The sequence below is a fragment of the Chryseobacterium sp. JJR-5R genome, assembly GCF_034047335.1.
Taxonomy (GTDB): Bacteria; Bacteroidota; Bacteroidia; order Flavobacteriales; family Weeksellaceae; genus Chryseobacterium.
In genome coordinates, this window is sequence record NZ_CP139137.1 from 3,457,072 (window position 1) to 3,479,037 (window position 21,966).

General features: G+C 38.2%; 23 protein-coding genes and 1 tRNA gene. 6 read left to right on the top strand and 18 right to left on the bottom strand.

What is annotated here, in order from left to right; all coding sequences use genetic code 11:
* Positions 1-9: 9 nt before the first annotated feature.
* From SD427_RS15180 to SD427_RS15195, 4 genes are all read right to left on the bottom strand, one after another.
* Positions 10-996, bottom strand: a complete 987-nt coding sequence (locus SD427_RS15180; RefSeq protein WP_320558640.1) for an acyl transferase — start codon at positions 994-996, stop codon at positions 10-12.
* Positions 997-1,175: 179 nt separating this feature from the next.
* Positions 1,176-1,955, bottom strand: a complete 780-nt coding sequence (locus SD427_RS15185; RefSeq protein WP_320558641.1) for a UDP-2,3-diacylglucosamine diphosphatase — start codon at positions 1,953-1,955, stop codon at positions 1,176-1,178.
* Positions 1,956-1,979: 24 nt separating this feature from the next.
* Positions 1,980-2,426 carry a 6-carboxytetrahydropterin synthase gene (locus SD427_RS15190; RefSeq protein WP_320558642.1) on the bottom strand — a complete coding sequence of 149 codons (447 nt, stop codon included), beginning with the start codon at positions 2,424-2,426 and terminating at the stop codon, positions 1,980-1,982.
* Between the two features lie 109 nt (positions 2,427-2,535).
* On the bottom strand, positions 2,536-2,922 hold the full coding sequence (locus SD427_RS15195; protein ID WP_320558643.1) for a thioesterase family protein: 387 nt from the start codon (positions 2,920-2,922) through the stop codon (positions 2,536-2,538).
* A 143-nt stretch (positions 2,923-3,065) separates the two neighbouring features.
* Here SD427_RS15195 and SD427_RS15200 point away from each other — a divergent pair, with 143 nt between their 5' ends.
* Positions 3,066-3,719 (top strand): ComF family protein, encoded by a 654-nt coding sequence (locus tag SD427_RS15200; protein WP_320558644.1) that lies wholly within the window; start codon positions 3,066-3,068, stop codon positions 3,717-3,719.
* Positions 3,720-3,936: 217 nt separating this feature from the next.
* Here SD427_RS15200 and upp read toward each other — a convergent pair whose 3' ends face one another.
* Positions 3,937-4,590 (bottom strand): uracil phosphoribosyltransferase, encoded by a 654-nt coding sequence (gene upp / locus SD427_RS15205; RefSeq protein WP_320558645.1) that lies wholly within the window; start codon positions 4,588-4,590, stop codon positions 3,937-3,939.
* Positions 4,591-4,670: 80 nt separating this feature from the next.
* A complete protein-coding gene (gene der / locus SD427_RS15210) occupies positions 4,671-5,981 on the bottom strand; it encodes a ribosome biogenesis GTPase Der (protein ID WP_056216121.1) in 1,311 nt (436 codons plus the stop codon).
* 342 nt (positions 5,982-6,323) lie between these two features.
* Here der and SD427_RS15215 point away from each other — a divergent pair.
* A tRNA-Gln gene (locus tag SD427_RS15215) sits at positions 6,324-6,394 on the top strand.
* A gap of 114 nt (positions 6,395-6,508) precedes the next feature.
* Here SD427_RS15215 and SD427_RS15220 read toward each other — a convergent pair.
* The 8 genes from SD427_RS15220 to katG form a co-directional block, all read right to left on the bottom strand.
* On the bottom strand, positions 6,509-6,865 hold the full coding sequence (locus SD427_RS15220) for a hypothetical protein (protein ID WP_320558646.1): 357 nt from the start codon (positions 6,863-6,865) through the stop codon (positions 6,509-6,511).
* Positions 6,866-7,169: 304 nt separating this feature from the next.
* On the bottom strand, positions 7,170-7,511 hold the full coding sequence (locus SD427_RS15225; RefSeq protein ID WP_320558647.1) for a hypothetical protein: 342 nt from the start codon (positions 7,509-7,511) through the stop codon (positions 7,170-7,172).
* Between the two features lie 135 nt (positions 7,512-7,646).
* Positions 7,647-7,880 carry a hypothetical protein gene (locus SD427_RS15230; protein ID WP_320558648.1) on the bottom strand — a complete coding sequence of 78 codons (234 nt, stop codon included), beginning with the start codon at positions 7,878-7,880 and terminating at the stop codon, positions 7,647-7,649.
* Positions 7,881-7,936: 56 nt separating this feature from the next.
* The gene (locus SD427_RS15235; protein WP_320558649.1) at positions 7,937-8,323 is read right to left on the bottom strand and encodes a hypothetical protein; all 387 of its coding nucleotides are present in this window, start codon (positions 8,321-8,323) and stop codon (positions 7,937-7,939) included.
* Between the two features lie 11 nt (positions 8,324-8,334).
* Positions 8,335-8,754 (bottom strand): hypothetical protein, encoded by a 420-nt coding sequence (locus SD427_RS15240; protein WP_320558651.1) that lies wholly within the window; start codon positions 8,752-8,754, stop codon positions 8,335-8,337.
* A gap of 416 nt (positions 8,755-9,170) precedes the next feature.
* Positions 9,171-9,608 (bottom strand): hypothetical protein, encoded by a 438-nt coding sequence (locus tag SD427_RS15245; RefSeq protein WP_320558652.1) that lies wholly within the window; start codon positions 9,606-9,608, stop codon positions 9,171-9,173.
* A gap of 6 nt (positions 9,609-9,614) precedes the next feature.
* Positions 9,615-12,176 carry a hypothetical protein gene (locus tag SD427_RS15250; RefSeq protein WP_320558653.1) on the bottom strand — a complete coding sequence of 854 codons (2,562 nt, stop codon included), beginning with the start codon at positions 12,174-12,176 and terminating at the stop codon, positions 9,615-9,617.
* Positions 12,177-12,599: 423 nt separating this feature from the next.
* Positions 12,600-14,879 carry a catalase/peroxidase HPI gene (gene katG / locus SD427_RS15255; protein ID WP_320558654.1) on the bottom strand — a complete coding sequence of 760 codons (2,280 nt, stop codon included), beginning with the start codon at positions 14,877-14,879 and terminating at the stop codon, positions 12,600-12,602.
* Between the two features lie 592 nt (positions 14,880-15,471).
* On the opposite strand from katG, the gene SD427_RS15260 reads away from it, so the two are divergent.
* A complete protein-coding gene (locus SD427_RS15260; RefSeq protein WP_320558655.1) occupies positions 15,472-15,933 on the top strand; it encodes a heme-binding domain-containing protein in 462 nt (153 codons plus the stop codon).
* 10 nt (positions 15,934-15,943) lie between these two features.
* On the top strand, positions 15,944-16,357 hold the full coding sequence (locus SD427_RS15265) for a thiol-disulfide oxidoreductase DCC family protein (protein ID WP_320558656.1): 414 nt from the start codon (positions 15,944-15,946) through the stop codon (positions 16,355-16,357).
* Positions 16,358-16,497: 140 nt separating this feature from the next.
* Here the strand turns inward: SD427_RS15265 and SD427_RS15270 are convergent, their stop codons facing one another.
* Positions 16,498-17,934 carry an alpha-amylase gene (locus tag SD427_RS15270; RefSeq protein ID WP_320558657.1) on the bottom strand — a complete coding sequence of 479 codons (1,437 nt, stop codon included), beginning with the start codon at positions 17,932-17,934 and terminating at the stop codon, positions 16,498-16,500.
* A 190-nt stretch (positions 17,935-18,124) separates the two neighbouring features.
* On the opposite strand from SD427_RS15270, the gene SD427_RS15275 reads away from it, so the two are divergent.
* Both SD427_RS15275 and murA read left to right on the top strand, forming a co-directional pair.
* Entirely contained in the window at positions 18,125-18,808 is a 684-nt protein-coding gene (locus SD427_RS15275; RefSeq protein WP_320558658.1) for a DUF4290 domain-containing protein, read from the top strand.
* A 2-nt stretch (positions 18,809-18,810) separates the two neighbouring features.
* Complete coding sequence (murA, locus tag SD427_RS15280; protein WP_320558659.1) at positions 18,811-20,118, top strand: UDP-N-acetylglucosamine 1-carboxyvinyltransferase; 1,308 nt, start codon at positions 18,811-18,813, stop codon at positions 20,116-20,118.
* Positions 20,119-20,231: 113 nt separating this feature from the next.
* On the opposite strand, the gene SD427_RS15285 is transcribed toward murA, so the two are convergent.
* The 3 genes from SD427_RS15285 to SD427_RS15295 all read right to left on the bottom strand — a co-directional run bounded on the left by SD427_RS15285 (position 20,232) and on the right by SD427_RS15295 (position 21,867).
* On the bottom strand, positions 20,232-20,549 hold the full coding sequence (locus tag SD427_RS15285) for a cysteine methyltransferase (RefSeq protein ID WP_320558660.1): 318 nt from the start codon (positions 20,547-20,549) through the stop codon (positions 20,232-20,234).
* A 228-nt stretch (positions 20,550-20,777) separates the two neighbouring features.
* Positions 20,778-21,407 (bottom strand): YiiX/YebB-like N1pC/P60 family cysteine hydrolase, encoded by a 630-nt coding sequence (locus SD427_RS15290; protein ID WP_320558661.1) that lies wholly within the window; start codon positions 21,405-21,407, stop codon positions 20,778-20,780.
* Positions 21,408-21,411: 4 nt separating this feature from the next.
* On the bottom strand, positions 21,412-21,867 hold the full coding sequence (locus SD427_RS15295) for a DUF1801 domain-containing protein (RefSeq protein WP_320558662.1): 456 nt from the start codon (positions 21,865-21,867) through the stop codon (positions 21,412-21,414).
* Positions 21,868-21,966 lie beyond the last annotated feature (99 nt).

Consider the following 21,966-nt stretch of genomic DNA (forward strand, 5'->3'; position numbering starts at 1 on the left):
TTACCTGAATTATGAAACCAAAAGGCTGCACCCGCGGATATCGGAATGATCAATCCTGCCCAATACCTGGAATTTATTTCCCGTGATTTTCCCTAGATCCTGTGTTGCAATAAACGAACAGGAATGGATATTGGCCAGATCAATGATATTGATCGCTCCGGTCCTTCCCTCTTTTTCATAGCCCAGCGGATCTTCGGCATTTCTTACCATAATTTTCATCCATGACGGGCACTCATATTCGTTATTCCCTAAAGAATACGCCTGTGAAAGTAGTTCCGTCATGGAATATTCTGAATAGATCTTATCTGTTTTAAACCCATACTGTAGGATTTTCAACAGTTCATCCTTCGTCATTTCCTCTTTCCTTCCTTTCATGCCGCCTGTTTCGATCACTGTTAAATTTTCAAGGAGGCTGAGGGGCTCCGCGTTTTTTTCAGAGTGGCAATAATCCAGGAAATCCAGTAATGCAAATGATACTCCGAAAAGAATTACTTTTTTATTTCCTAAGATATTCAGCAGGTTAAATAAATCCGAATGGTTGTAAAGGAAATATCCGTTTTCCGGCTGAGCGGATTTTTTCATCAGGTAGTCCACCATATAAATGAGGGAAGAATTCTGTCTTTCCAGATAACTGGGCAGCAATCCCAGGAAAATAAAATCTTCGGGTCTCCCTATAAACTGCTCAAAACTTTTATAAATACTTTCTTCATAGGTTTTTTCATCAGCAATCCAATGTCTGGACAGGTTCATTTTTGTAGTTCCGGAACTCTGGAAGAATAGATCTGCTGTTTTATTCCTGTCTAAAATCTGATGGTTTTTAAACATCTCAATCGGCAGAAAAGGGATTGTTTCCAGACTGTTGACCGTTTCAGGGCTGATCTTTAAATAGTCTACGAACTTTCTGTAGATTTCTACATGGTCATACTGGTACCGGAATGTCTCCAGTGAAGCTTTTAAAAAATCCTGTTCTGTCTTTATACTGAATATATTTTCCACTTAAATAGTCATTTTTGCGGTTGCATTTTCGTTATCAATCAGTTAATATGCCACCTTTTATCTTTGATCTTTTTTTACTTTAAAAATTAAATTTCAGTCAGATTATTGTAATGATACATCGGAATATGGATTAAATAAAGGTGAATTTTTTTCCGATGAATTATTTTATGGGTAATTTTCTATGCGTTCTCCAAGCCAAAAGTTTTCAGCTCAAATTCGTGTTCAAATACCCCATAGGTAAAGTAGGCAATCCAGTCTCCGAGGTTGATGTATTTTGCATTCTGACCCAGATCAAGGACCATGGGAAGGTGCCGGTGCCCGTAAATAAAATAATCAATCTTTTGGGTCTTCAGCTTTTCTTTGGAATAAATAATCAGAAATTCTTTGTCTTCCCCTAAAAACGCTTTGTCTTCATCACCAGAAATCATTTTGTTCTTCTGAGACATATACAGGGCGATCTTCATCGCCACATCGGGATGAAGCCATTTGAAAAACCATTGCGCCACAGGGTTCGTAAAGACTTTTTTCATTCTTTTATAACCTTTGTCTCCAGGTCCGAGGCCGTCTCCATGGGCCAGTAAAAACTGCTTTCCACCCATTTCAAAGTACTGTTTTTTATAGAAAACCGTACACCCGATTTCTTCTTCCAGATAATCCTTCATCCAAAGGTCATGGTTCCCTACGAAAAAATAAATATGGATCCCACGGTCTTTGAGTTCCGCAATTTTCCCTAAGACCCGCACGTACCCTTTCGGGATCACGTGTTTCCATTCATGCCAGAAATCAAAAAGGTCACCCATTAAAAACAGTACCTGTGCATCATGCTTGATCTCATCCATCCATCGGATAAAAAGCGCCTCCCGCACCTTACTTTCTTTTGGCGTAGGAGCACCGAAATGCTGATCTGAAGCAAAGTATACTTTTTTCCCGGGCTCTAAGTTAATGGTTGTCTTTAACACCTTTTATATTTTTGCTGAACATCATTACTGGTTATCTTCCGCAAACCATTCCCCGTAAGAGTTTTCGGTTTCATGAAGTTTCAGGTAAGCCAGGGAAACCCCTTCCGGAAGGCTTCGTTTTATTTTTGAGGCAATGGCATACAGCATATTTTCGCAGGTCGGCTGAAAGCTGCAGTAAATTACTTTATGCCCCTTATTTTCAAGATCTTCGCCCAATTCCCGGTGCGGCGTCAGCGCGTTGATTAACACGGCATGGTCCCAGACATCTACAATCTCAGATTTTACGATACTTTTGATATCACTAAAATCCACCACCATCCCGTTTTTCGGGCTATCCAAATCATTAACAGGCTTTCCTTTCACCGTTACAAACAGCTTATAGGAGTGTCCGTGCATATTTTTACATTTCCCGTCATAATTATACAGCACGTGAGCCGTCTCGAATGTAAAAATTTTTGTAATACATATCATAATGCAAAGATAAGGAATTTGGTTCGTTTCGCTGATCTATTTCCGCGGAGTGAGAAATCTGATCTGCAGTAATTGGAGCGGAAAAAATTCTGAAATTCTGAATAAATAATCAGAGCCTATCCAGCCAGGCACTTTCCAGTCTTTTAATTCTCTGCGTTTCTTTGTCAATAAAAACCCATAGCGTCAGCGAGTCCACCACCAGTTCACCATTACGGTAAAACTCAACTTTTCTTGGCTGGCGGATTCCTTCGGGAGGTTTGGGATAGGTTTTAACGGTAATAATATCCCCTAAATAGACCTGTTTTTTGTACCGGATATGATGATCAATGAGCATCCAGATGTCATTAGGATACCCCAGTTGATGTTTCACGGAATCCCAGTGCTCACCGGCAATCTCTTCAACCCAATGGACATACTGAACATTGTTCACATGGTTATTCCCGTCAATATGCTGCCCGGTTACCTGTATTTTCTTTTCATAAATCAAACCCATCATCAAATATAAAACTTTTAAATTTTATGTTTTCCCATTATTTCGATTTCATTACTCATTCGGAAGCAATCAACAGAAATAATTATGCAGGGTATTTTTTGCTTAATTAAGTAAAATACTTAATTTTAATTATTAAATACACACAAATGATTTTAGACCTGCTCTTCCCGAACCGCTGTCTTGAATGCAACCGGATTATTGACGGAGACTTACTTGTTTGTAATCTTTGTTTCGGGCACCTCCATTTTACCCACCAGGCATATGCTGATATTACGTACATGCAAGAAAGATGTAAACTGCTGTTCCCTGTAGAACACGCTTTTGCCCTGATGAAATTTGAAAATGAAAATGTCAGCAGGAAAATAATCCACGAACTAAAATATAAAAGCAGGAAAAAAGCCGGGAAAATTATTGCAGGCTGGACCGCAGAACGGCTGGATTTTCCAGAGAAAAAGCCGGACGTTTTGGTAACGGTGCCGCTGCATCCGAAAAAGTTAAAGGAAAGAGGATACAATCAGCTGCATTTATTTACGGAAACCCTATCGGAATTCTACAATATTCCTTTTGACCATGGTCTGCTTAAGAGAAACCATTATTCAAAAGCGCAGGCATTAAAAAACAAGCAGCACCGCCTGGAAACTGAAAATACATTTTCCGTTACAAAAGATATTTCAGGAAAGCATATTCTACTGATTGACGATGTATTTACCACCGGAAATACGGTAGCCAACATAGCATGGGAAATCATAAAAGCTGGAAATAATAAAGTAAGCGTTCTGGTCATGGCTGTAGATATTTAAATTCCTGTTTGAAAGGAATTATCCGAAACTTTCAATTGATAATCTTTTATATCAGATATAATCAAGTGTTTAGATGTAAATTTCTTCCAGATTAGGGTGACCACGCAGATTTTTTGCCTGCTATATCTAAAAAGCAGTGAAAATAGAGTTAAAGTAATCTTCAATGCTAAAGCTTGACTTGACCTGTAATATAAAACCTTTGGAGTTATATCATTTATTATCTCTGAAGCTTTTCTCCGTAACTTAAGTCGCCTGCATCACCCAATCCCGGGGAAATATACCCTTTTGACGTCAGGTTTTCATCAATGGCACCTACCCATATTTTTGCATCGGGATAAGCTTTTTCGATGGTTTCAACGCCCTGTCTTGAAGCAATGGCAGCAACTACATGAAGCTGATCAGGAATCCCGTTGGTCAGCAGGTCTTTAATGGCTTCAATTAGAGAAGCACCTGTTGCCAGCATCGGGTCTGCCACTATCAAAGGCCTTCCGTTGATATCCGGGCAGGTTAAATAATCCTGTTTGATCGAGAAATAATCATTGGCATCGTGCTTTCTGTAGGCTGCCACAAAACCGCAGTCTGCTTTATCAAAATAGTTCAGGATCCCTTCAAATAAAGGAACTCCGGCCCTCAGAATGGTTGTAATAACCGGCTGAACAGCAATTTCTATTGTTTTGATGGTATCCAAAGGAGTCCGGATCTCTATTTCTTTATACTTCAACGTCTTACTGATCTCAAAAGCAGCAATTTCCCCGATCCTTTCCATATTTCTGCGGAACCTCATCCGGTCATGCTGGATCTCCACGTTCCTGAGTTCATTGATCCAGGAGTTCACAAGTGAAAATTGTTCTGATAATACCATGGTATTCATTATTGAAAGCTTTGTTTAAATTTATAAAAATTTAAGTAAGAATAAAATCCCTTTCAGAAAAATCTGAAAGGGATGGTAAATTATTTCTGTCTGAAATAGACTTCAATCGGAACACCGGTAAACCCGAATTCTTTTCTCAGCTGGTTTTCAGTAAATCTTTTATAAGGTTCCTTTACATACTGCGGAAGGTTACAGAAGAACACAAACTGCGGTGACGGCGTAGGGAGCTGCACACAGTATTTGATCTTGATGTATTTCCCTTTGTTTGCCGGCGGCGGCATGGCTTCGAAAATCGGCAGCATTACTTCATTCAGTTTGGAAGTCTTGATTTTCTTTTTACGGGCTTCATACACTTCCATTGCCAACTCAACGGCTTTCAGGATTCTCTGCTTGGTCAGCGCTGAAATGAATAAGATCGGAATGTCATTGAACTGGCCGATTTTATCTTTGATCTGGTTTTCGAAATCACGGATGGTATTGGTCTTTTTATCTTCAATAAGGTCCCATTTGTTAACCAGTATAACAATCCCTTTTCTGTTTTTCTGGGCCAGGCCGAAGATATTCATATCCTGGGATTCCCAGCCCTGTGTGGCATCTACCATGATGATTACCACATCAGAATACTCAATGGAACGGATGGAACGCATCACGGAATAGAATTCCAGGTCTTCGGAAACCTTGGATTTCCTTCTCATCCCGGCGGTATCCACCAATACAAACTCGTGCCCGAATTTGTTGTAAAGGGTCTGGATACTGTCTCTGGTCGTTCCTGCAACATCGGTTACAATATTTCTTTCCGCATCCAGCAAGGCATTCGTTAACGTGGATTTCCCCACATTCGGGCGGCCGGCAATGGTAATTTTCGGCAGTCCCTCAAACGGGTCTTTATATTCTGTAGTCGGGAAATCTTTAACGATATCATCCAGGACCTCACCGGTTCCGGAACCCGTTGCAGAAGACAGGGTGTAATATTTTTCAATGCCCAGCTGATAAAATTCCGTTGCAGCAACCTCTTCTTTTGAAGAATCCACTTTGTTAATCACAATGTAAACAGGCTTGTTGGACCTTCTCAACATCTCATGGATTTCATAATCCGTATCGGTAAGGCCTTCTTCCACGTTCAGCATGAAAATAATGGAAGTAGCTTCATCAATAGCCAGCTGCACCTGCTTGGAGATTTCCCCCTGGAATACGTCATCATTATTTACATCATACCCTCCGGTATCAATAACTGTGAAATCTACTCCGTTCCAGTCGGATTTCCCGTAATGGCGGTCTCTGGTAACACCGGCTGTAGAATCTACGATGGCTTCTCTTCTTTCCAGTAAACGATTAAAAAGTGTGGATTTTCCTACGTTGGGGCGCCCAACGATTGCGACAATATTCGACATAAAAATGTTTAATAATCCCTCGACTCAGCTCAGGATGGGTTATTAATGGGTTTCTCCAACTTTTGGAGCCCAATTTTTTGCAAAGATAGGATTTTTATTTCAATTGATTTTCAATGACAAAGGGAAATTGCCGGCCCGATGAAACCATCGTATCATAGATCACTCACTCTGTTATAACCAAACCCTGCTCCATAAATCGTTGTTTTGATTTTGAAAACTTTCTTTAAAATAATGATTTGACTATCAATAAATAACACTGAAAGCACTCTTTTTCCACGACCGATCTGGATTTTTAATTTTTATATGTAAAATAATTTCTATAATTTCGCATCATCAAAAGAGAGACCCATGGTGTAACGGTAGCACTCTGGTTTTTGGTACCATCAGTTGGGGTTCGAATCCCTGTGGGTCTACGAAAGCCATCTTTGAAAAGGATGGCTTTTTTAGTTAAAGCTAGTAAGAATCGATAAAATTGATCCTAAATTGAAATTGCAAATAAAGCAGCCATTACTGACCGCTTCCTGTTCCTAACTCATCGATACTTTCCAATCTTTCATCAGATCAATAAGTTCCTGTAATGGCATTTTAAAGCTTTGGTTCGCTTTGTCTTCAGCTAAAAAATATGCGGTATCATTTTCTATATCTAAATTCCCATTACCATAAGCAATATCCCAGTTATTCCCCAGAGGAGCAATAATTTCTTCCCACGTTTTTGCCCCGCTTTTTACATTTTCCAAATCATCTATCACTTCCTGTATATCGTCTAAAAAGCGGAATTGACCAACGAAAAGGCTTAATAATATATATTTATCATCCGTAGCTACCGGTCCCGTAATTTCTTCTCCGTCTAACAGACTTTTTGTTTTAAAATTTATTTTATTCATTTTAATAATTTTTATTTAAAATAGATAAACGCTGTAGTTATTTCTCTACTTTTTGCATCAATGTAAAATTTATATTCAAGTCTGGTTATAAAGTTTCCATAAATGCCTACATTTAATGTTTTCTGCCGGAAGCCATCAATTTTAGGTTTCAGACCAAGATTTTCTAAAGCCTCTGCCGTTTCTCTGCTGAAGCCCAATTCTAAGAAGTCTTTGGGTTTGGAAAGTTTATATCTTGCTTTTAAAAACCAAATCTGTTACGGGAATTTTTTAAAATAAAAGCAGCCATTGCTGACTGCTTTCTGTTCTAACTCATAAATACTTTCCAATCTTCCAATAGGTCGATAAGTTCTTGTAACGGCATTTCTAAATTTTGAAAAGGAGTAGAACTATCTGCAATAAAATAGGCTTTCTCTTTATCACATTTAAAATCACCTGCATCGTTAATTTGCAAAAACATCCAAGGATTTATAATTTCCTTCCAGGTTTTATTACCATTTTTTACAGAGTTTAGCATATCTATAATTTCTTGAATATTATCCGGAAATCTATACTGTCCTATGAAAAGGCTTAATAATATATATTTATCGTCCGTAGATTTTACAACTCTGAAATCTACATCGACTTTTTTAAATTCTATTTTCTCCATAATTTTAATGTCTAAATACTATATGCTTTTTGGAAAGTTTATATTGTATGCTTAAAAAACTGTTTTATATAAAAGTCTCAAAATTTTTTATATCTGTTTTAAATAGAAAAAAAGCAGTTCGAAGACTGCTAAAAATTAATTTTCTATAATTTTTTTTATATCCTCTAAGATACTTCCTTGATATTCTTCTATGGAATTATAATTCGTATCACAGATTATCATTATTTCTTTTGCTTCTTCAAAAGTTATTTGAGGAAAATCCTTTCTCATTTTCTTCATAGATTCTAAAGGAGACAAAGTTTTTTTATATTCTAAATAGATTTCAAAAACGTTTTTCCAATTTGCTGATAATAATTTTTTATGTTTCATAGGGGGATTCAAGTGATAATTCAAGTTTTTTAAATAGATATCTATTTTCTACTTATCTAAATAATATTAAACTCATCTTTAATCTTTTCAATTAAAAAAGGTAAATCAGCGATTGCTTTATCATTAATCATTTTATCAAAAGTATTGAGTTTTTTTATATCAAGATTCTTCAAAATTCTTTCTTCATAAAAATATTTAGGGACAATTATATAATTTTTGCTGTTGTCTGAACTCTCCATTACCCAATCAATATTTCTAACAAATTTGTTTATTATATTTTGAAGTGTTTTGTACACAATATCTTCCTTTGAAGTATCTTTAAACCTAAAAATTAACCTAAAAACTCTACTATACTTATCATCTACATTATGTGTTGATGCAAAAGCGGATTCTATTGGTTTTATTTTTTCTAAAGTTTCAAATAGTGATGTATTTGTAATCATATTAATTTTTTTTATAGATCTATTTTTTTTATATTCAACCCTTTCGGATTTATCTTATTTATTTCTTCTAAATATTTCGATAATGAAACTGGAATTTCAGAGAACCAAGGATCAAAGACCATATTGTCTTTTGTATAAATTTGGTGATAAACCCAATCGTCAATTACTCCATTTTCATATCCTTTCATCCACCTACCTTCCTTTGGCGTTAACTCTATAATTTCTCCAGATTTAAATTCCTTTAATATTTCTTCGGCTATTTCTGAACAATCTAGTAAATCATTTTTAGCTATACTCCTAGCTGTCTTAAATATTAACAATTCATCCAAATATTTGTCAGCAGCTTGATTGCCCATATTTTTCAGTTTTTCAGCAAGGACTTCTACTTCTTTTTTACTCCCTTCAAATACGGTAACTCCTTTATATTCCAATCGTGTTATAAAGTTTCCATACGAAACATTTATTGGGGCTGCCGTCGATTGAAAACCAAGCTTAGGTTTCAGACCAAGATTTCATAAGGTCTCTGCCGTTTCCCTGCTGAATCCCAATCCTAAAAATTCTTTAGCTTTGGAAAGTTTATATCTTGCTTTTAAAAACCATTTTTGCAGCTCGTTCCAAACCTGCTGCAGGAATTTTTAAAAATTTAGTCATTTTACAATAAAAGCAGCCATTGTTGGCTGCTTTCTTATCTAACTCATAAATACTTTCCAATCTGTCATTAGGTCAAACATTAACTGTTTGTTTATGACATAAGCATTTAGTCTTTAATGTATTTATTATTAGAAGTCTTTTAGGCTGACTTCATATGAACATCATCTGATTTTCTTAGACTTTTTTTTAATCCAACCTATTCTATCGAAAGATACATTGGTTTATTTTCAGACAAACATTCTTTTGCAATAGTTACGATTTTGTAGAAATCCTGAATATTTCTGCTTTTTGGACTAATGAGACTAAGATTCATATCATACGATTTACCTTTCCATTCGAAGGTCAGGCTTTTGTATCTCCTTCCTTCTACGGGTTCGATTAAAGGAAGGTTTTGATCTATCTGCTCTTCAAAAACATTCTTTATCTGTTCTGTTTGTTCTTTGCTTAATGCAAAATCTTTAAAAGTTCCTTCTACTTTATTGCCCAAAATTTCCCTTAATTTTCCCAAATAAAAGGAACCTAAAAATCCTGTTATATCATAGACAGAAAAAAATTTATATTTATCTTGATATGAAAAAGTTTTGATATAATCTTTGTCAAAAAAACTATAGTTACTTAATATTATACTTTTCATTATACCCTATTTTATTAATTTTATTATTGTTTTATCTCTCTGTACGTCGCCATCATTTCTCCAAATAGCTTTTTTGAATCCTTTTGCTTTTGCCCATTTTCCTGTGAAAGTTTCATAGGCCGCTTTTTCATAAGGCATTCCATTATCTACAGCTTCCCAAAAAGCTTTAAGATTCACCGATTGCCCACCATAAGGATTATATACTCCATCTGCTTTCCAGAAACCAAGTATTCCGTCTGCTTCACCTATTTCTTTATTTTTCTTCATAAATTCATAAGTGTCATCCAATATCACTTTACCTATTTCTGCAAATTTATCGGTAACTTCTTTACTGATATTAATATCCCCGTAAATAATTTTTTCTCCTGCATTTATAGGTAAGTTATGCAGTGCCGCTTCCTCTGGTGACATAATCTGTAAATAACCTGAGTGTTCCCCATTTATAAAATAATCGATGTAAATTTCTTTACCTTCCTTAGTTACTTTACGGACCATTTTTAAAATTGCTTCGCCAAATTTATCTACTAATGATAACTCTATTTCCGCAGCCTGCTCACCTAATCTTTCTATATCATCAATATAAAGAATTTTTCTACCCTTACGTTCGATTCCCGCTAACTCATTTAAATATTTAGTTGCAGCTTCTTCACCCATTTCATCCAGCTCTTTCGCGAATTTAGCAACCGCTTTTTTACTTCCAGTAAAAACCGTAAACCCTTTATATTCCAATCGTGTTATAAAGTTTCCATACGGAGCATTTATTGGGGCTGCCGTTGATTGAAAACCAAGCTTAGGTTTCAGTCCAAGATTTCCTAAAGTCTCTGCCGTTTCCCTGCTGAAGCCCAATCCTAAAAATTCTTTGGTTTTGGAAAGTTTATATCTTGCTTTTAAAAACCATTTTTGAAGCTCATTCCAAACCTGTTGCAGGAATTTTTTCAACCCGATACCTCCTTTTGAGAAAAGTTCCAGTAAAGCAGACATTGCCCTGTAAGCCTGATCCTTTCCATACTTTGCAGCGGCTGAGATCGCTGCTCCGACTTCTTTGTTTACCGCTTCAACGATTTCTGCAATTTTGCCCAATTTGGCAACTTTCAGAACCTGCGTAAAAGGTATAAAAAAACTGGCTATAAAAGCAACTCCGCTCCCGGCAATATAAGCAACCCTGACCCAATCATAATCTTCTTTATTGTGAGTTTTACAAAAATCCAGCATTTTATGATACATTTCTGAAACCGTAGTTCCCAGGTTTTCCCAAAAATGTCCGTCAAATAAGAAATCACAAATAGTATCCAGCGTTTCCATAGCCCCCTGAAAATCCTGAGCTGCATTAAACGGAGCTTCTAAAATACTTCCTATAAACTTAAACAGTGAGGATATAAAATCCACCAACCCATTCCATAATCCGCAATAGTAAGCTACCCACAACTGCATTTTCCCCGCCAGAAATTCTCCCAAACCAGTATCAGCAAGCTTATAAATAGATTCTACCTCCTTTGTAATAAAATCATTGTAATACCGGATAAATTCTTTTATGGCATCTGAGTATTTTTTGATGTAAGTATCAAGAATGTTCGGTGTTAAATCGTGAAGATCCAATCCTCTTTTGTCGGCAAAAAGCTTATCAATGCTGTTTACCAGTTCATCCGATACAGTAATTTTCTCAAGCAGATTATTTTTGTCAAAAAAATAATCTTCACTTTGGGTATCCCAGAAATCGTCGGATACTTTCAGATGGTCAAGGCCATCTCCTATTTTATTACAGATCCATCCCGTTGCTTTTGAAATGGCAAAAAAATTAAGAAACCCCTGTTTAAGGGCATTTAACAGATTTTCTATATTTACGTTATCTTTTTCAATATTGCCTTTCTCCAGAAGTTCCTTTATAATATTTATTTCCAACCCGGTTTCTTTGGCAAGCGTACGCATCGTTGAAGGATTGAAAAACCTTTCATCCAATTCTCCTTCTTTATTATAGAACTGTTTTTTTACCGATGGAGATATCTTAGCATAAAGTTTTTTAGAGGAGAAAAAATCCTCATCGCCTTCAATAAAGAAATAGATATCATTTTCTCCCAATCTTGCTGTTTTATAAGCCTCCCGGACTTTATTTCCGTCATCCGAAAAGAAAAAGTAAACGGTAAACAATAACTTCTCATCAGGATCCCGTACGCCGTTGAGATTTTTATCAAAGAAAACATCCAGAGAAGTATACAGATAGCCGTCCTTCGCTGTTTTTTTCAAGTCATTAACGATATTCAGATTTCCTTTTTTTTCTTTCTGTGCATCAACAAAATAAGTCTTCTTTAAAAAATCTGCATTTTTACTATTATCTGCCGGCTTCATTATCACCAATGGACTCACATGGCTCATGCCTCTCACAGTTTCTCCAAGTCGTATAGGTTGAGGCATGCCATTGTTGGTATTAAGGAAATCCTGAAAATTCTTATTGTTTTGTTGCATGACAGTAGAAAAATTCAAAAAATTTCCGTTTTGAAAATCTTCTAAAAGCTCCCTTTGTGATGCATCATCAAAATCCTGTATCTCATTTAAATAATCCTGAAAATTCATAAGTCCAGATATTTGTTAGACAATCTTTTTGCTGTTTTTTCCCAACAACAAGGAAAAGTGTATAATTTTAATTGTAGATTGATTTTTTTCATAAGTAATTTTTGTAATATTTTGTCTTTTAATATTTTGTAGTTTTAATACTGAATTTTATTTTCTGTATCTCTATGTGCAAATATCCATAGGGAATACGTCAAAACTCGTCGTATTAAATTTTTTATTATTTTTTTTCAAAATGTATAGGCAGCACGAATTATTTCACAATAAAAATCCGTATCCCATCGTGGCAATACGGATTTTTAACGATAAGGATTTAAAATTTTTAAGTTGAGATCATTTTTATTTATGGTAAATAACTGGAGGTAAGATTGTGAACAGAAAAAAGCAGCCCAAAGGCTGCCTCCATCACTTAACACTATATAAATATTACTTTATATCAAACCGGTCCAGATTCATGACTTTCACCCAGGCAGCCACGAAATCATTAATAAATTTCTGACGGGCATCTGCGCTGGCGTAAACCTCGGCAACAGCCCTCAGTTCGGAACTGGATCCGAAAACCAGGTCTGCGCGGGTGGCCGTCCATCTTTTCTCCCCTGTTTTCCTGTCGGTTCCTTCATACAGTTCATTATCATCGGAAGCTGATTTCCATTGCGTGTTCATATCCAGAAGATTGATGAAGAAATCATTGCTCAATACTCCAGGATTCTGAGTGAAAATCCCATGTGCAGAACCGTCGAAGTTAGCATTCAATGACCGCATCCCACCAATCAGCACGGTAAGTTCCGGTGCGGTCAGCGTTAACAATTGGGCTTTATCAAGTAGTAAAGACTCCGTAGAGACCGAGAATTTTTTCTTCAGGTAATTTCTGAATCCGTCCGCCGCAGGCTCGAGGTATTTCATCGATTCCACATCCGTCTGCTCTTGGGAAGCATCCATCCTTCCCGGCACGAAAGATACGATGACGTTATGTCCCGCATCTTTGGCTGCTTTTTCTACCGCTGCACTTCCGGCGAGAACAATCAGATCCGCCAGTGAAATTTTTTTGCCGCCGGTCTGGCTTTCATTGAATTCCTTCTGAATATTTTCCAGAACACCCAATACTTTCTGCAGCTGGGCAGGATTGTTCACTTCCCAGTCTTTCTGCGGAGCCAGGCGGATCCTTGCACCGTTTGCGCCTCCTCTTTTATCGCTTCCCCTGAAAGTAGAGGCTGATGCCCATGCCGTAGAAACCAGTTCGGAAACACTTAGTCCTGAATCCAGGATTTTTGATTTTAAGGCTTCAATATCTGAAGTATTGATTAACGCGTGATCCACTTCAGGGACAGGGTCCTGCCAGATCAGTTCTTCCGCAGGGACATCCGGTCCCAGATAACGGGCTTTAGGCCCCATATCCCTGTGCGTAAGCTTATACCAGGCTCTGGCAAAAGCATCGGCAAATTCTTCCGGATTTTCATAGAAACGCCTTGAGATTTTTTCATATTCAGGATCTATTCTCAGCGAAAGATCCGTTGTCAGCATGGTTGGCCTGTGTTTTTTTGCAGGGTCAAAGGCATCCGGGATAATGGCTTCTGCATCCTTAGCGACCCATTGGTGCGCTCCTGCAGGGCTTTTGGTAAGCTCCCATTCGTTTTCAAAAAGGTTTTTGAAGAAATAATTGCTCCATTCCGTAGGCGTTTCCGTCCAGGTCACTTCCAGGCCGCTGGTAATGGCATCCGGGCCTTTCCCTGAATTATAGGTGCTGTTCCATCCGAATCCCTGCGCTTCGATTCCGGCTGCTTCGGGTTCTTTGCCTACATGATCTGCCGGGCCGGCACCATGTGTTTTCCCAAACGTATGCCCGCCGGCAATAAGGGCCACGGTTTCTTCGTCGTTCATAGCCATCCTGCCGAAAGTATCGCGGATGTCTTTTGCAGCGGCAACAGGATCAGGATTTCCGTCCGGTCCTTCAGGATTTACATAAATCAGTCCCATTTGTACGGCAGCCAGCGGCTTTTCAAGATCACGGGTATGAATTTTGCCGTCTGCATCATCATCTGCAGAAAGGACACCGTGGTTCTCCACTACCCCTTCAGAACCTTGGGAATACCGGAGGTCTCCACCCAGCCAGGTTTTTTCTGCACCCCAGTAGACATCCATATCCGGTTCCCAGACATCTTCCCGCCCTCCTGCAAAACCGAAAGTTTTAAAGCCCATCGACTCAAGCGCAATATTTCCCGTAAGAATTATTAGGTCTGCCCACGAAATTTTCTTTCCGTATTTCTGTTTGATCGGCCACAGCAGCCTTCTGGCTTTATCAAGGCTCACATTGTCCGGCCAGCTGTTCAAAGGAGCGAAACGCTGCTGCCCGGTTCCTGCGCCTCCTCTTCCGTCCCCTACCCGGTATGTTCCTGCACTGTGCCAGGCCATACGGATAAACAAAGGACCGTAATGTCCGAAATCGGCCGGCCACCAGTCCTGAGAGTCTGTCATCAGTTCATGAAGATCTTTTTTTACGGCTTCAAGGTCAAGGCTTCTGAAGGCTTCCGCATAATCAAAACCCTCATCCATAGGGTTGGAAAGTCGAGAATGCTGCCGAAGAATATCTACCCGCAGCTGATCCGGCCACCAGTCTTTGTTTTGGGTGCCGCCACCGGCCACATTTTCTTTCTTCATGCTCCCGTTGTGAAAAGGACATTTACTAATGTCTCCTGAGGTATTTTCCATATTATTTTATTTTTAATGTTGATAAACAGTTTTCTTTTTTTAATAAAGCAAATGTAGCTTTGCAAATCCATAAATACAATCTATCAAAAATATTTTTACAATAGCTAAAAACAATAATAAGAATATTTTGAAGCAACAATCTGCATTTATTAAATTACCCCATTAAATTAGGAAATTTAATATCAATTTAAATATTAAATACCCATATTTATAACAATTCAATATAATCTCAGAGCATATTTTTAAGAAATGATCATTTTTTATGGCAGATTTTACTTTTTATATTAACCAGAAATCCTCAGATTGATCGGGTTCAGTAGATTTTCCTCACATTTAAACCTGCGTAATCCTCATAATTTGTGATAAATTATATTTTTCTGCCAAATTTAAATATGCTTCTACGGTTTCTTTACTTGTTGCTGTTTTTGTTAGAAAAATTTAGTTAACTTTATATAACTGGAATATATTTTAAATATATGTACAGAAGAAAATTTAAAGGCCAATTATAAACAATCATCATTGGTATCTAATTAAAATGTATTAAAATAATAACCTGATAATCAATCTTAAACTTTATTTCCAGGATTTAATTATGAAAAAAATATTGACTGTTATTCTTGTTGCATTTATCATCATCCAGTTTTTCCCGATCGATAAGAAAAATCCTGCCCCGACACCGGGAATGGATTTCATAAAAATAAAAAATACCCCTCCTGAAGTGGCAGCAATCATTAACCGCTCCTGTTATGATTGCCACTCCAATGAAACCCGTTATCCATGGTATTCCAACATTGCCCCTTCCTCATGGATTTTGAAAAACCATATAGATGAGGGGCGTAAAGAACTGAATTTTTCCACATTTGCCGTCTATGAACCGAAGATACAGGCACATAAATTGCAGGAATGTATAGAAATGGTAGAGAAAAAGGAAATGCCGCTGGAATCTTATTTTATCGGTCATCAGGACGCAAAACTGACTGATGCTCAAAGAAAGGTTTTAACGGATTATTTCAAAAGGGAGAAACAGGAGACAGAACGCAAAATGTCACTTTAAAAACAATATTATGGAAGGGAACTGGCAGGATAAGCATGTGGTATTTTTTGATGGAGATTGCGGGGTCTGTAATTTTTGGGTACAGTGGATTCTGGAGAGGGATAAAAATGACCAGTTCATGTTCGCATCGCTTCAGTCAGATTTCGGACAGAAGTTTTTATCTGAACGGGGTCTGGATACCAAGGTTTTTAATACCATGTATGTATGGAAGCCCGATCAGTATTATCTGGAAAAATCCCAGGCGATTTTGAAAATTGCCAATTTACTGGGCGGGGTTTATAAACTTTCAGCAATCGGAAAAATTATCCCGCGTTTTTTAAGCGATAAAATGTATGATACCGTTTCTGAAAACAGAATGAAACTCGCTAATCAGAAATGCTATCTGCCTACGCCTCATCAGAGGACAAAATTTATTGAAGTCTGAATTCCGCAGCTTATTTAATTATCAGATTTAATTTGTACAAGCATAATAAAAAGACTGTTTCAGTTGTTGAAACAGTCTTTTTTATGATAGAAATTACTGACCTATATTCTTCGGGGCAATAAACTAAACTACATCATCAGTTACTGGTTTAAAGACCATACGGAATAAGAATTCGGGGCGCACTGTATCTTTACCCATTTGTCATTCTGGGTGGTAGGATACCAGCCTGAGCTTCCTGTAAAATCCTTAATCTGCTGGCTGGTCCAGTTGGTCTGCACCCATCTTTCCTGCCAGCTTGAAGAATTATTAATGTATACCACCACTCCCGGATTTCCATTGTAGCCATTCCTTCTCGCAACATATTCGTCATTGTCGGTATACAGGATTGAAGTGGTGCCTGTTGCTTTATTGTTATGGATCCAGATCAGGTTGTTTAAACGTTCTTTGTTCAGCCATTCTTCATAATCCCGGTAAAAAACGGTGGGATACCCTTCGTGGGTAAGAATATAAGCATACGCCAGCATTTTCTTACCGATAACATCTGTGTCATGGTTGGAGACAAATGTTACGGCTTTATAAGGATTTCTTTTCCACATCATATCATCATTCAGAAGGTTCAGGTTACCGTTATCAAAAGCTTCGTCCATTTTATAATACGCTGCAAAATCAAAGACGGAACTATTGGCATTATTGGCCCACGATTCTAACGTATTGACATTGGAATCCCATAGTTCCCCTACAGAAAAGCCGCCGACATTCGAGTTCCAGTTATTTACTACCCAGGCTCCGAACCCTTTGACATAATCAAACCGCCAGCCGTCAAACTTCATGGTATTTCTGTAATATTTCCCAACGGAATCATCCCTTCCCCAAAGCCAGTCCTGAACGTACGGATTGGCATGGCACAGATCCGGAAAGCCTCCGAAAGCACCCTCATCATTGGTTCCGTAAGCATTTTTATAAAAATCATTGTAGTTTCTGGGGAATTTTCCTGAGGCCACCCCTGAAAAATTCGTCCACGTATTGGATCCTGCATAGGGATTGTATTCAGACTGTCCGCCGCTGTTGTGGTTAATGACAATATCCGCATACACCTGCATGTTTTCTGCATGGGCTTTTGTGATTAATGCTTCCAGCTCCGCTCTTGAGCCGAAACGGGTTTCAACGCTTCCGTTCTGGTTATAATTCCCGAAATCATAATAATCCGTAGGATCATATCCCATTGAATACGCTCCGTTCTGTGCTTTGGAAGCGGGAGGCAGCCAAACAGCACCGATACCGGCATTGGACCAGTCGGTAAGTTTTCCTTTCACGGTATTCCACCAGTTTCCTCCATCCGGGACATCCCAGTAGAAGCCCTGCATGAGTACGCTTCCTCCGGGTCCGGCAACAAATTTTGAATTTGAATAGGCAGATGCCCCTGTACTGAAAGGCCTGCCGTCATGATGGGTAACATTTACTGTTTTGTCATGAACTTCAGGCCGGTTCATGGTTTCGGCCATCATTTCGTCATTGCTGCTGCATGAGGTGATAAAAGCTGCAGCCAGCAAGGAAAGAAGATAATACGGTTTATTCATATCTAAAGTTTTAACTGTTAAACGATTACCTAAATTACAAATTTATCAGACAAGTTCTTATCTGGGTGAAATATTTTTTTTATTTTTAAAAGATGCCCGGCAAAATGACGGTTTGAAATATTCATTAAAAAATCATAAACTTTAAAGATTTTCGGTACAATTTTTCCATTATTGCATATATTTGCATACTATGGAATACAATACCCAAAAAACCCAGCTTCAATTGCCTGAATACGGCAGAATTATACAACAGTTGGTTGAACGTTGCAAAGAGCTATCTTCGAAAGAGGAAAGAAATGAAATGGCGATGGCAATAATTGATTTTATGGGTCAGAGAAACCCGCAGCTGCGCGACGAAGACAATTATAAACATAAACTTTGGGACCATCTTTTTATTCTGGCTGAATATGATCTGGATGTTGATTCTCCTTATCCGTTCCCTACCATGGAGCAGCTTGCCGAAAAACCGAAAAGAATGGAATACCCCAAGCTTCAGGGCGACTTTAAATTCTACGGGAAAAGTATTCTTCAATTAATAGAAAAAGCCATCGAACTGCAGGAAGGTGATGAAAAAGAAGCCCTGATCGAGGTGATTGCCAATAATATGAAGAAGTCTTACAACGTATATAATAAAGAACATGTAACAGATGATGTAATTTTCCGCCATCTGAAAGAACTTTCGGAAAACAGGCTGGACCTTACCGGGATAGATAGCCTGGAGAAAAGCAAGATTTATTATTCCAGCAACACCAACCGAAGCAATAGCAGCAATACCAATAACCGGAGTAACAGCAACCGGAATAACCAAGCCAATAACAAAAGAAGACATAACAATAATAATAACACCAACAGCAATTATAAAAACAGAAAGTAGACATGAGTGGAACATTTCAGATAAGAGGAGGAAAAAGACTGCAAGGTGAAATCACTCCACAGGGAGCAAAAAATGAAGCTTTGCAAATCCTTTGTGCCGTTTTATTAACTGACGAAGAAGTCAGAATCAAAAATATTCCGGATATCCACGATGTAAACAGGCTGATTGAGATTCTAGGCGATTTTGGTGTAAAAATCAATAAAAACAGCCAGGGTGATTATACGTTTAAAGCTGATAAAGTCAATTTTGATTATATTAAATCTGACGAGTTTAAAAAAGACGGAGCCAAACTGAGAGGCTCGATTATGCTGATGGGGCCCATGCTGGCAAGATACGGTGAAGCATACATGCCGACACCCGGCGGCGACAAAATAGGAAGAAGAAGATTAGATACGCACTTCCAGGGACTTGTAGAACTGGGAGCAGAATTTAATTATGATGAAGAGGAATATTTTTACTCATTAAAAGCTACTGAACTAAACGGTAAATTCATTCTGCTGGAAGAAGCATCCGTTACGGGAACTGCCAATATTGTAATGGCCGCCGCTTTGGCTAAAGGCAAAACAAGAATTTACAATGCAGCCTGTGAGCCTTATCTTCAGCAGTTGTGTAAGATGCTGAATAGAATGGGAGCACAGATTTCAGGGATTGGCTCTAATTTACTGACAATTGAGGGTGTGGAATATCTTAATGGCACAGAGCACACCATGCTTCCGGATATGGTGGAAATCGGATCATGGATCGGTCTTGCTGCCATGACAAAATCTGAAATCACCATTAAAAACGTAAATTGGAACCAACTCGGCGTTATCCCGAATACATTCAGGAAATTAGGGATTGCGCTTGAACAGAGCAATGACGATATTTATATTCCGGCTCAGGAAAATTACAAGATCCAGAAATTTATAGACGGGTCAATCCTTACTATTTCTGATGCGCCCTGGCCCGGATTTACCCCTGACCTCTTGTCCATTATCCTGGTAGTGGCTACTCAGGCAAAAGGAAGCATCCTGATCCACCAGAAAATGTTTGAATCCAGATTATTCTTTGTGGATAAGCTGATTGACATGGGAGCTCAGATCATTCTCTGCGACCCGCACAGAGCAACTGTGATCGGACTTAACCAGGAAAATCCTTTAAGAGGGACTACGATGGTTTCACCGGACATCAGAGCAGGAAATGCCCTTCTTATTGCTGCCCTTTCCGCAGAAGGAAAATCAATTATCCATAATATCGAACAGATTGACAGAGGATACGAAAATATTGACGGCAGACTAAAAGCAATTGGCGCTGATATTGAACGGATCTAATCTTATCATACAAAAACCACCTTTTCAGGTGGTTTAATTTTTTACTTGAATTAAAAAAGGGCTGTCATCATAAATTGACAGCTCTTATTACTATTAAACGATATAAATTCCGGTTACAGATACTTTCTGCAGACATATTCTATGGTTGTGCTCAAAAGTTTGTTTTTATAGAGGTAATATTCCAGCTGTTCAAAATCATCTGAACTGACATTAATATAAAGCTGGACAGATCCGAAGCTTCTCCCGTTGATGTATTCAACATTGACGGACAACACCCTGTGGCAAATTCCCAATTGGCCGTAAATAGCATTCATGAGATGCTCAAACTTCACTTTCCCGTTCAGTTCAATTTCCAGGATCCATTCTTTCCTGGGCTGGTTTATGCCGTTTTGTAAAACCTGGACATTAGGATAAGGTGTTGGTGTTGTCATAAAATTCTTTTTAGGTTAAATACTGCTGCTGCTCACTGATCTGTCTTATTAAATCTCTGACAAAAATAGGAAAAATTATTAGTCTACCAAACTAGTAGGGTATTAATTTATAGCTGAGCCTGATAATTTTTTGCCGGCTTCATCTTATGTCATATTTATTAAAGCTATTCAACAGCAAAAGCGGACTAAAATCCGCTTTCACTATATTAAATCTAACAGTTAGTTGTATTATTTCAGCTCCCCTATCCTATCAAGCTTACCGGAGGCGGCTAAACCATTGGGGTTGCATCCCGGCTCCCCTTCAGGGATTTCCAGATTTTTCTTCTGATAAAATTCCTGCCAGAAAGCATTGGTTGTGCCGGTTTTTGGGTCAATGAACGTCATGGGTTCCAGTTTAAAGATATGATCTTCTCTGAAAGCTCTTTCGATGAAGTCTGAACAGTAATATGAATTTTCATCCAGAATGTAATTAAAATTGTAAGGCTTTCCCAGCATAGATTCTGCTTTCCGAATAGCTGCGGGAACAGCATTCTGATATTGCGGTTTCAGCCGGTAGATCATTACTTTCCGGTCTTCATCAGAATGTTCTTTTATAAATTCTTTTACACTTTGTTTCTGGGATCCTCCTTTCGGTGCAGCATGAAGGACAAAAACCCCTTCCCTGTTCTTTTCCACAATCCCGATATGATCGAAAGATGCATTTTCCTGTTTTTTAGTAACATTGTTAATCGCTCCTGAAAGCCCGGTATCTTTTGCGGTTACAAAAAGCAGATCGCCGTTATCCAACCCTGAAAGCTGTGCACTTTTACAGGCCAGTATGCAGCTTACCATAAAAATAACGAAAAAAAATTTCATCATTATATTACTTTTTAAAATTGCTTTCATAAGTTTCAATCCATTCTTCAACAGTCATTTTTTCACTTAGCCTGGCCAGTAATTCCAGAGGGATATCATCCATTTTTTTGAAACGGATACAGGATTTCCCCATATCCGGTTTCCGTTTGGAATATTTTGGGAATTCTTCGGTAAACCAGTTCAGTAACTCGGGCCTTGCATAGATCCCCATGTGATATAAAGCAATGAAATTCTTCTGGGATGCCAATGCCATAAACGGCAGCGGTGCACCCGGCGTACAGTGGTAACCGGCAGGATACCTCTCCAGCGGGACGCCCCAACCGATCATTCCGGAGCTTATGCTCTGTGAAAAACCTTCCGGCAAATGGTCATTAACGGTATCAAATACTTTTCTGAAAACCTCCTGTCTTTCTTCAGGAACTTTTAACAGGTAATCTTCTATGGAAATGGCCTGGATCTGCATTTTTAGGCTTTTTATAATTGCTCAAATTAACAAAATTTAATTGATAATTCATTACATCCTTCTTCACCATTTACCGGAAAACATATCCGGATGCTTTTC

What these genes read in the sequence shown, in the direction of transcription:
- SD427_RS15190 (WP_320558642.1), bottom strand. Translation starts at nt 2,426, where the DNA reads ATGATATGTATTACAAAAATTTTTACATTCGAGACGGCTCACGTGCTG.
- SD427_RS15195 (WP_320558643.1), bottom strand. Translation starts at nt 2,922, where the DNA reads ATGATGGGTTTGATTTATGAAAAGAAAATACAGGTAACCGGGCAGCAT.
- SD427_RS15200 (WP_320558644.1), top strand. Translation starts at nt 3,066, where the DNA reads ATGATTTTAGACCTGCTCTTCCCGAACCGCTGTCTTGAATGCAACCGG.
- upp (WP_320558645.1), bottom strand. Translation starts at nt 4,590, where the DNA reads ATGAATACCATGGTATTATCAGAACAATTTTCACTTGTGAACTCCTGG.
- der (WP_056216121.1), bottom strand. Translation starts at nt 5,981, where the DNA reads ATGTCGAATATTGTCGCAATCGTTGGGCGCCCCAACGTAGGAAAATCC.
- SD427_RS15220 (WP_320558646.1), bottom strand. Translation starts at nt 6,865, where the DNA reads ATGAATAAAATAAATTTTAAAACAAAAAGTCTGTTAGACGGAGAAGAA.
- SD427_RS15225 (WP_320558647.1), bottom strand. Translation starts at nt 7,511, where the DNA reads ATGGAGAAAATAGAATTTAAAAAAGTCGATGTAGATTTCAGAGTTGTA.
- SD427_RS15230 (WP_320558648.1), bottom strand. Translation starts at nt 7,880, where the DNA reads ATGAAACATAAAAAATTATTATCAGCAAATTGGAAAAACGTTTTTGAA.
- SD427_RS15235 (WP_320558649.1), bottom strand. Translation starts at nt 8,323, where the DNA reads ATGATTACAAATACATCACTATTTGAAACTTTAGAAAAAATAAAACCA.
- SD427_RS15245 (WP_320558652.1), bottom strand. Translation starts at nt 9,608, where the DNA reads ATGAAAAGTATAATATTAAGTAACTATAGTTTTTTTGACAAAGATTAT.
- SD427_RS15250 (WP_320558653.1), bottom strand. Translation starts at nt 12,176, where the DNA reads ATGAATTTTCAGGATTATTTAAATGAGATACAGGATTTTGATGATGCA.
- katG (WP_320558654.1), bottom strand. Translation starts at nt 14,879, where the DNA reads ATGGAAAATACCTCAGGAGACATTAGTAAATGTCCTTTTCACAACGGG.
- SD427_RS15260 (WP_320558655.1), top strand. Translation starts at nt 15,472, where the DNA reads ATGAAAAAAATATTGACTGTTATTCTTGTTGCATTTATCATCATCCAG.
- SD427_RS15265 (WP_320558656.1), top strand. Translation starts at nt 15,944, where the DNA reads ATGGAAGGGAACTGGCAGGATAAGCATGTGGTATTTTTTGATGGAGAT.
- SD427_RS15270 (WP_320558657.1), bottom strand. Translation starts at nt 17,934, where the DNA reads ATGAATAAACCGTATTATCTTCTTTCCTTGCTGGCTGCAGCTTTTATC.
- SD427_RS15275 (WP_320558658.1), top strand. Translation starts at nt 18,125, where the DNA reads ATGGAATACAATACCCAAAAAACCCAGCTTCAATTGCCTGAATACGGC.
- murA (WP_320558659.1), top strand. Translation starts at nt 18,811, where the DNA reads ATGAGTGGAACATTTCAGATAAGAGGAGGAAAAAGACTGCAAGGTGAA.
- SD427_RS15285 (WP_320558660.1), bottom strand. Translation starts at nt 20,549, where the DNA reads ATGACAACACCAACACCTTATCCTAATGTCCAGGTTTTACAAAACGGC.
- SD427_RS15290 (WP_320558661.1), bottom strand. Translation starts at nt 21,407, where the DNA reads ATGATGAAATTTTTTTTCGTTATTTTTATGGTAAGCTGCATACTGGCC.
- SD427_RS15295 (WP_320558662.1), bottom strand. Translation starts at nt 21,867, where the DNA reads ATGCAGATCCAGGCCATTTCCATAGAAGATTACCTGTTAAAAGTTCCT.